We start from the raw sequence: 8,317 nt of genomic DNA, 5'->3' as shown, positions 1-8,317 counted from the left end.
CCGGCTGCTGATCCAGCGCTGCACAGCCTGCGGAAGACAGCGTTTTCCCTGGCTGCCGGGGTGTGGCGAGTGTGGATCCCCGCTGTGGGAAGCGATCGAGGCATCGGGGGAGGGGGTCGTCTTCTCGTACGTCGTCATGCATCACCCACCCGTGGCGGGCTTCGACCCGCCCTACGCCGTCGGCCTGGTCGAACTCGCCGAAGGCGTACGGATGATCAGCAATGTGGTGGGCGTCGCACCGGGGCGGATCCGGGTCGGGATGCCGGTGGCGCTGGAGTTCGTGCGGTCCGGTGGTCAGGAGCTGCCCGTCTTCCGGGCCTACGAGGAGGGCCTGTGAAGCCCGGCGACGAACTCCCCGTCCTCGGCATCCCCGTCACCCGCACCCTGATCATCGCCGGGGCCCTCGCCACCAGGGACTTCACGGATGTGCACCATGACCCCGAGGCGGCCCGGGCCAAGGGCGCGCCGGACATCTTCATGAACATCCTCACCACCCAGGGCCTCGTCAGCCGCTTCCTCGCCGAGCGGCTCGGCCCCGGCGCCCGGCTCCGGAAGCTGTCCATCCGGCTCGGGGTGCCCAACTACCCCGAGGACACCCTCCATATGGCCGGATCGATCACTTCCGTAAGTGAAGCAAGTGAAGGCGAACGTGTTGTCGAAGTCGCCATCACCGGCACCAACAGTCTCGGCCGTCACGTCACCGGCACGGTGGTTGTGAACATCACTTCCGTAGCGTCCGAGGAGGCCGGCGCATGACGGCCGTCGCCGCGATCGCCGGCATCGGCGCCACCGCCTTCACCAAGGACTCCGGCCGCAGTGAACTCGCCCTGGCCGCCGAGGCCGTACGGGCCGCCCTCGCGGACGCGGGCCTCGCGCCCGGCGACGTCGACGGCATGGTCACCTTCACCATGGACACCAGCCCCGAGATCGCGGTCGCCCGGGCCACCGGCATCGGTGAGCTGGCCTTCTTCTCCCGCGTCCACTACGGCGGCGGCGCGGCCTGCGCCACCGTCCAGCAGGCGGCCCTCGCGGTGACGGCGGGGGTCGCCGACGCCGTCGTCTGCTACCGCGCCTTCAACGAGCGCTCCGGGCGGCGCTTCGGCGCCGGAGTGCGGCGGCGGGAGCCGTCCGCCGAGGGTGTGGCGCTGGGCTGGGGCATGCCCTTCGGGCTGATCACGCCCGCCTCCTGGGCGGCGATGCACGCCCGTCGTTATCTCCATATGTACGGCCTGATACCGGAGGTTTTCGGCCATGTCGCCGTCACCGGCCGGCGGTACGCGGCCCGCAACCCCGCCGCGTACTTCCACGGCCGTCCCCTCACGCTCGCCGAGCACGCCGCCTCGCGCTGGATCGCCGAGCCGCTGCGGCTGCTGGACTGCTGCCAGGAGACCGACGGCGGCCAGGCGCTCGTCGTGACCTCCCTGGAGCGGGCCCGGACGCTCCGGCGCCCGCCCGTCGTCATCGCCGCCGCCGCGCAGGGCGCGGCGCGTGGCCAGGAGCAGATGACGGGCTTCTACGAGGGCGATCTCGGCGGGCTGCCGGAGACGGGCGTCGTGGCGCGCCGGCTGTGGCGGGACAGCGGGCTGTGCCCGGCGGACATCGACGTGGCCGTTCTCTACGACCACTTCACGCCCTACGTCCTCATGCAGCTGGAGGAGTTCGGCTTCTGCGGGCCGGGCGAAGGGGGCGGACTCGTCGCCTCCGGAGCGTTGCCGGTCAACACCCACGGAGGGCAGTTGGGCGAGGCCTATCTGCACGGGATGAACGGGATCGCCGAGGCCGTGCGCCAGGTGCGCGGCACGTCCGCGAACCAGGTGCCGGGGGCCGGACGGGTGCTCGTCACCGCCGGAAGCGGTGTTCCCACGTCGGGGCTCATTCTTGCGGCATCCGGATGAACCGAGGGCGTGTCAGTGCGGGGGCGTCGCGTCCGGGCCCCTTGACTCGCGGTTATGCCACGACCGAGAAAGATCATCGGATATCTCGTCGCCCTGATGGCGGCGCTGGCCCAGGTGGCCGCCCAGGCCGTGCCGGTCACGGCCGCCCCGGGCGAACGGCCCTCCGTCTACCGGGGCCGGGGCTTCGACAGCTGCCAGGCACCCTCGCTGCCCACCCTCAGCGCGTGGGGGGCGGCGACCTCGTACGGGGCCGTCGGCGTCTACTACGCCGGTCGCGGCCGCGCCTGCCCGCACCAGCGCTACCTCAGCCACCGCTGGCTCACCGGCGCCCGTGACCTGGGCTGGCGGGTGCTGCCCGTCTACGTGGGCTCGCAGTCACCCTGTGTGCGCGCGGCCTCCAAGCGGGGCAACCCCATCGGCTACTACCCCTGGGACCAGGGCGAGGAGGAGGGGCTCGACGCCGTGCGCAGCGCCGATGACCTGGGCATCGCGGCCGGCAGCCCGCTCTACCTGGACATGGAGGCGTACGACTACGGCGACGAGGAGTGCGGCGGCACCACCCTCGACTTCATCCGCTCCTGGAGCGGCACGGTCTCCCGCCACGGCTACCTCCCCGGCTTCTACAGCAGCGCCGAGTCCGGGGTGCGCCACATGGAGCTGGCCCGGCGGGACGGGCTGGGCGACCTGCCGGAGGTGGTGTGGTTCGCCCGCTGGAAGGTGCCGGCCTCGACGGACAACGAGCGCGTGCTGTCGTCGGGCTCCTGGCAGCCGCACCGGCGGATCCACCAGTACGCCGGTAATGTCACGGAGACGCACGGTGGCCGGAAAATGACCATCGACCGCAACGCCATCGACGCCCCCGTGGCGATCATCCGCTGATCCTCCGGCGATCGGCCGACGGTCCTCCGGCGATCGGCCAAGGGCCCTCCGGCGATCGGCCGGGGGTCCCCCGGAGATCGACGAAGGCATTCCGCCTCTCCCCCTCCAGGAGGTGGGGACAACCCCACGAATACGACCTGAGGGGGAGCGGGCTTCGGCACCTCCGGCCGATCCGCCGGTGGTGCCCCCGCTCCTAGCGTTGAGGGCATGACAGTGACCTCGACGTCTGTGTGCACCAGCGCTTCCACCGCCGCCGTGTACCCGTCGTTCTCTTCGTACGTACGGGCCCGCGGGCAGGTACTCCAGCGCACCGCCCGCTCGCTCACCTCGAACCCGTGCGACGCCGAGGATCTGCTGCAGACGGCACTCACCAAGACCTATCTGGCCTGGGACCGCATCGAGGACCACCGGGCCCTCGACGGCTACGTCCGGCGGGCGCTGGTGAACACCCGCACCTCCCAGTGGCGCAAGCGCAAGGTCGACGAGTTCCCCTGCGAGGAGCTCCCCGAGCGCGATGCGGCGCCCGTCGCCGACCCCGCCGAGCAGCAGGCCCTGCGCGACGCGATGTGGCGCGCGGTGCACCGGCTCCCCGACCGCCAGCGGGCCATGGTCGTCCTCAGGTATTACGAGGACATGACCGAGGTCCAGACCGCCGAGCTCCTCGGGGTGTCCGTCGGCACGGTCAAGAGCGCGGTCTCCCGCGCGCTCGGGAAGCTGCGGGAGGACCCGGAGCTGTCGTACGCGGCATGACGGCTCCAGGCCCCGAGCTCCAGGCCCCGAGCCCCAGGCCCACGAGCCCCAGGCCCTGAGCCCCGGGGTCAGCCGAGCGTCGTGACGATCAGCTCGCCGTCCGCGTACTGCTTGCGCAGCACCTTCTTGTCGAACTTCCCCACCGACGTCTTCGGCACCGACTGGAGCAGCGCCCAGCGCTCGGGCAGCTGCCAGCGGGCGACGCGCTCGCCGAGGAAGGCGCGCAGCCCCTCGTAGTCGACGGCCGCGCCGTCCCGCAGGACGACGGCGGCCAGCGGACGCTCGCCCCACTTCTCGTCGGGGACGGCCACGACGGCCGCCTCCGCGATCTCCGGGTGGGCCATCAGGTGGTTCTCCAGCTCGACCGAGGAGATCCACTCGCCACCGGACTTGATCACGTCCTTGGCCCGGTCGGTGAGGTTGAGGAAGCCGTCCGGGCTGATCGTGCCGACGTCGCCCGTGCGCAGCCAGCCGTCGGGGCTGAACTTGTCCTCGGGGCGGTACGGTTCGCCGTCCGCGCCCCCGTGGTACGCGCCCGCGATCCACGGGCCGCGCACCTCCAGCTCACCGGCCGACTCGCCGTCCCACGGCAGCTCCCGCCCGTCGGGGCCGATCAGCCGCGCCTCGACCGACGCGGGCATCCGCCCCTGGGTGACGCGGTACGGCCACGCCTCCTCAGCGCTCACCCCGGCGGGCGGGAAGGCGACGGAGCCCAGCGGGGACGTCTCGGTCATGCCCCACGCCTGGATGAGCGTCAGGCCGTGGCGCTCCTCGAACGCCTTCATCAGCGCGGGCGGGCAGGCGCTGCCGCCGCTGATCACGGTGCGCAGGGAGGACACGTCGCGGGGGCGCGCGTCGAGTTCGCCCAGCAGGCCCTGCCAGATCGTCGGGACGCCGGCCGACACGGTCGGGCGCTCCTTCTCGATCATCTCGGCGAGCGGCGCGGGCTGGAGGAAGCGGTCGGGCATCAGCAGCGAGGTGCCGGCCATGAACGCGGCGTGCGGCAGGCCCCAGGCGTTGACGTGGAACATGGGCACCACGGGGAGACAGGTCTCGGCCGGGGTCAGCCCGAAGGAGGCCGCGGCGTTGACCTCCATGGCGTGGAGGTAGACCGAACGGTGGCTGTACACCACGCCCTTGGGCTCGCCGGTGGTGCCGGAGGTGTAGCAGAGGGCGGCGGCCTGGCGCTCGTCGATCCCGGGCCAGGGGTAGTGGTCGCCGGGGTGCCCGGCGATCAGCTCCTCGTAGAGGTGGACGCGGGGCTTCGCGCCCTCCAGCGCGGAGAGGTCGCCGGGGCCGGAGACGATCACGTGCTCGACGCTGTCGAGGTACGGGAGGAGGGGCGCGAGCAGCGGCAGCAGGGAGCCGTTGACGATCACGACGCGGTCGGCGGCGTGCCGCACGATCCAGGCGAGCTGCTCGGGAGGCAGCCGCAGGTTCAGGGTGTGGAGCACGGCGCCCATGGAGGGGATCGCGAGGTACGCCTCGACGTGGTCGCCGTTGTTCCACATCAGCGTCCCGACGGGCTCGCCCTCGGCGACGCCGAGCGCGCGCAGCGCGTGGGCGAGTTGGGTGGCACGGGTCCCGATCTCGGCGAAGGTCCGCCGCTCGGGCTCGCCTTCTCCCGTCCACGTCGTGACGCGTGCGCTGCCGTGGATCCGCGCCCCGTGGGCCAGGATCCGTGTGACGGTCAGCGGTACGTCCTGCATCGTGCTCTGCACCGGGAGCCTCCCCATTCTGCGCGCGCGTCGTTACGCGAGGGTCGTTCCCGGCGATTCTGCTGGCGTATCCGCCGGTAAGTCACTACCCGGAGGAAACGAGTCCGCCACATGGGGCGTGAACCCGACGTTCCACAGCGGCGATCCCGGTCGGCGCGCCGCCATGAACGAGGTTTCCGCTGTCATCCGGCGCGTCCCTACCCTCGGCGCTCCCGCGCTACCAGCAGGCCGCCTAGCCAGCCCGCCGCGACCCACGCGGCCGCGATGGCGCAGACGCCCGGCCAGCCCCAGTGGTCGTGGGCCGGGCCCGCGAGGGCGGAGGCGGAGGCGCCGCCGATGAAGGCGGCGACGACGTATGTGGTGTTGGCGGCGGCCGGCTTGTCCGTCGCGGACAGCGCGCGGGTCTGGTTGGCGACCTGGCCCGCCATGAGGCCCGCGTGGATGAGGACCGCGCCCGCGCACAGCGCCCACAGGGCGTGCCCGCCGAGCAGGAAGAGCGGGACGGAGGCGGCGGTGAGCGCGTAGGCGGCCGTGACGACGCGCGGGGCGCCGAAACGGTCGACCAGCGTGCCGGAGGCCGGGCCGACGACGGTGGAGACGAGCCCGAAGAGGCCGAACATCCCGGCCGCGCCCAGGGAGAGCCCGTACGGGCCGTCCGCGTCGGTCAGCAGCAGCGTCAGCGTGGTCCACAGCGCGCTCCACGCGCCGAACAGGCCCGCCTGGCGCAGGCACGCGGCCCGCAGCCCGGCGGAGGAGGCGAAGAGGCCCGGCAGTCCGGCGATCGCCTTGAAGGGGTTGGCGGCCTTGCGCGGCCGGGTCTCGGCCGGGAGCAGGGCGGCGGTCAGCAGGCCGACGAGGACGGTCAGCGCCGCCGCGCCGAAGAACACCGCGCGCCAGCCGAACGCCTGCGCCGCGAGCCCGCCGAGCACCCGCGCCGCGACGATGCCGGTGAACAGCCCGGCCACGACGGCCGCCACGTGCCGCGCGCGCCGCTCGGCGGGCGCGCGCTCGGCGACGAGCGGGACGAGCAGCTGCGGTACGACCGTGGCGGCGCAGGCCACCAGGACGGCCGCGGCCAGCGCCGGCAGCCCCGGGGCCAGCCCGGCGGCGACCAGCGCGACACCGGCCACGGCCGCCAGGACGCCGACGAGCCGGCGCCGGTCGGCCGTGTCGCCGAGCGGGGCGAAGAGCAGCAGGCCGATCGCGTAGCCGAGCTGGGCTATGGAGGCGATCCAGCCGGCCCCGGAGGGGGAGGCGCCGAAGTCCCGGGCGATGAGGCCGAGGAGCGGGGCGGCGAGGTAGATGTTCGCGGCGGTGACCGCCGTGCAGAGCGCGATGACGGCGAGCAGCGGGCCGCCGCCGGGCGTGGCACGTCCGGCGGGCTGATCTATGTGGGGCGGTGTGCCGGTGGTGGGTGACTGCGACTGGGTGACGGTCATCGGTGCGGTTGCTCCCCCGGGCTGCTGGTAACCAACTGGTTGGTTGGCGCGGTAGGAGGCACTGTCTCAAGCGCCTCCGAAGGCTGTCAACCAAATAGTTGGTTACTCTGTTCCCCATGGCAGGAGTCAGGGATCCCGAGGCCACCAAGGCCCGTATCTTCGAGGCGGCCACCGCCGAGTTCGCCGCGTACGGCATCGCCGGTGCCCGCATCGACCGCATCGCCCGCGAGGCGCGGGCGAACAAGCAGCTGATCTACGCCTACTTCGGCAACAAGGCCGAGCTCTTCTCCCAGGTGCTGGAGCGGCGGCTGATCGAACTCGCCGCCGCCAACCCCGTCGACACCGAGGATCTCGACGGCTGGATCGACCGTCAGATGGAGTACCACGCCGCCCACCCCGAGCTGGTCAGGCTGGTCTTCTGGGAAGGGCTGGAGTACGGCACCGGCGGCATCCCGCACGAGGAGGAGCGCGCCGACCACTACCACCGCAAGGCCGCCGCCTTCGTGGAGGCCCAGGCCAGGGGCGAGATCGACGCGACGATCCCCGCGCAGGACCTGTTCTTCATGCTGATCGCCCTCGTCTCGTGGCCGACCGTGCAGCCGCAGATGCGGCGGATCCTGATCGGTGACACGGACGAGGACCGGGAGCGGCTGCGCGCGTCCGTCCGCACGGCCGCGCGCCGCCTCATCGGCCGGGAGGCCCCGCCCGTCGGCTAGTCGCCGCGCCCGTCGGCTAGTTCGTCCCGATCTTCGCCAGCAGATCCACGATCCGGCCCTGCACCTCCGCGCTCGTCGAGCGCTCGGCGAGGAAGAGGACCGTCTCGCCCGAGGCGAGGCGCGGCAACTGGGCCGGGTCGATGTCCGCGGAGGTGTAGACGACCAGCGGCGTGCGGTTGAGCGCGCCGTTGCCGCGCAGCCAGTCGACGATGCCGGCGCGGCGGCGCCGCACCTGCATCAGGTCCATCACGACCAGGTTGGGCCGGGTCTGCGCGGCGAGTGTCACCGCCTCCGAGTCCGTCGCCCCGCACACCACGTGCATACCGCGCCGCTCCAGCGTCGCGGTCAGCGCGTTGGCGATGGGCTCGTGCTCCTCGATCAGCAGCACCCGGGGCGGGTGCATCTCGCTGTCGCGCGGCGCGAGCGCCTTGAGCAGCACGGCGGGGTCGGCCCCGTAGGCGGCCTCCCGCGTCGCGTGTCCCAGCCCCGCCGTCACCAGCACCGGCACCTCGGCCGCGACCGCCGCCTCGCGCAGCGACTGGAGCGCGGTACGGGTGATCGGGCCGGTCAGCGGGTCGACGAACAGCGCTGCCGGGTACGCGCTTATCTGCGCGTCCACCTCCTCGCGCGAGTGCACGATCACCGGGCGGTAGCCGCGCTCGGTCAGCGCCGCCTCCGTGGACTCGTCCGGGGCGGGCCACACCAGCAGCCGGCGCGGATTGTCCAGCGGCTCCGGCGGCAGCTCGTCGTCCATCGGCGGCCGTACGGCCTCGACGACCTCGACCGCGCCATTGGGGCCGTCGAGCGGCTCGGGACCCTCGGCGCCGTCGTCCGGCGCCCCTATGGCGAACGCGCGGCCCTCCGGCAGCCCGAGCGACTGCGGGCGGGCGGCGCCCTTGGGGGCCGCCCGCCCGCAGTCG

Annotated in this window: 8 protein-coding genes and 1 pseudogene; 6 read left to right on the top strand and 3 right to left on the bottom strand. The window is 73.0% G+C overall.

Translation table 11 applies throughout. The annotated features are described in order from the left end of the window. From K6I33_RS27400 to K6I33_RS27380, 5 genes are all read left to right on the top strand, one after another. Window positions 1–337, top strand: a 337-nt coding sequence (locus tag K6I33_RS27400; protein ID WP_229357212.1) for a Zn-ribbon domain-containing OB-fold protein, incomplete at its 5' end; no start/stop codon positions are given. After that, window positions 334–756 carry a MaoC/PaaZ C-terminal domain-containing protein gene (locus K6I33_RS27395; protein WP_229357211.1) on the top strand — a complete coding sequence of 141 codons (423 nt, stop codon included), beginning with the start codon at window positions 334–336 and terminating at the stop codon, window positions 754–756. The genes K6I33_RS27400 and K6I33_RS27395, both read left to right, overlap by 4 nt. Continuing rightward, a complete protein-coding gene (locus tag K6I33_RS27390; RefSeq protein WP_229357210.1) occupies window positions 753–1,895 on the top strand; it encodes a lipid-transfer protein in 1,143 nt (380 codons plus the stop codon). The genes K6I33_RS27395 and K6I33_RS27390 overlap by 4 nt, the downstream gene beginning before the upstream one ends. A gap of 54 nt (window positions 1,896–1,949) precedes the next feature. After that, window positions 1,950–2,774 (top strand): DUF1906 domain-containing protein, encoded by an 825-nt coding sequence (locus K6I33_RS27385; RefSeq protein WP_229357209.1) that lies wholly within the window; start codon window positions 1,950–1,952, stop codon window positions 2,772–2,774. A gap of 207 nt (window positions 2,775–2,981) precedes the next feature. Then, complete coding sequence (locus tag K6I33_RS27380) at window positions 2,982–3,524, top strand: SigE family RNA polymerase sigma factor (RefSeq protein WP_229357208.1); 543 nt, start codon at window positions 2,982–2,984, stop codon at window positions 3,522–3,524. Between the two features lie 68 nt (window positions 3,525–3,592). Here K6I33_RS27380 and K6I33_RS27375 read toward each other — a convergent pair whose 3' ends face one another. Together K6I33_RS27375 and K6I33_RS27370 are read right to left on the bottom strand one after the other, a co-directional pair. Continuing rightward, window positions 3,593–5,245, bottom strand: a complete 1,653-nt coding sequence (locus K6I33_RS27375) for a long-chain fatty acid--CoA ligase (protein ID WP_229357207.1) — start codon at window positions 5,243–5,245, stop codon at window positions 3,593–3,595. 194 nt (window positions 5,246–5,439) lie between these two features. Next, the gene (locus K6I33_RS27370) at window positions 5,440–6,681 is read right to left on the bottom strand and encodes an MFS transporter (protein ID WP_229357206.1); all 1,242 of its coding nucleotides are present in this window, start codon (window positions 6,679–6,681) and stop codon (window positions 5,440–5,442) included. Between the two features lie 116 nt (window positions 6,682–6,797). Between K6I33_RS27370 and K6I33_RS27365 the strand changes: the two genes are divergently transcribed. After that, window positions 6,798–7,397 carry a TetR family transcriptional regulator gene (locus K6I33_RS27365; RefSeq protein ID WP_229357205.1) on the top strand — a complete coding sequence of 200 codons (600 nt, stop codon included), beginning with the start codon at window positions 6,798–6,800 and terminating at the stop codon, window positions 7,395–7,397. 16 nt (window positions 7,398–7,413) lie between these two features. Here K6I33_RS27365 and K6I33_RS27360 read toward each other — a convergent pair. Further along, window positions 7,414–8,317, bottom strand: a pseudogene (locus K6I33_RS27360) (hypothetical protein); the annotation flags it as partial.

The organism is Streptomyces sp. UNOB3_S3, from assembly GCF_020740895.1.
Classification (GTDB): domain Bacteria; phylum Actinomycetota; class Actinomycetes; order Streptomycetales; family Streptomycetaceae; genus Streptomyces.
This window is presented reverse-complemented; position numbering and strand designations above follow the sequence as displayed.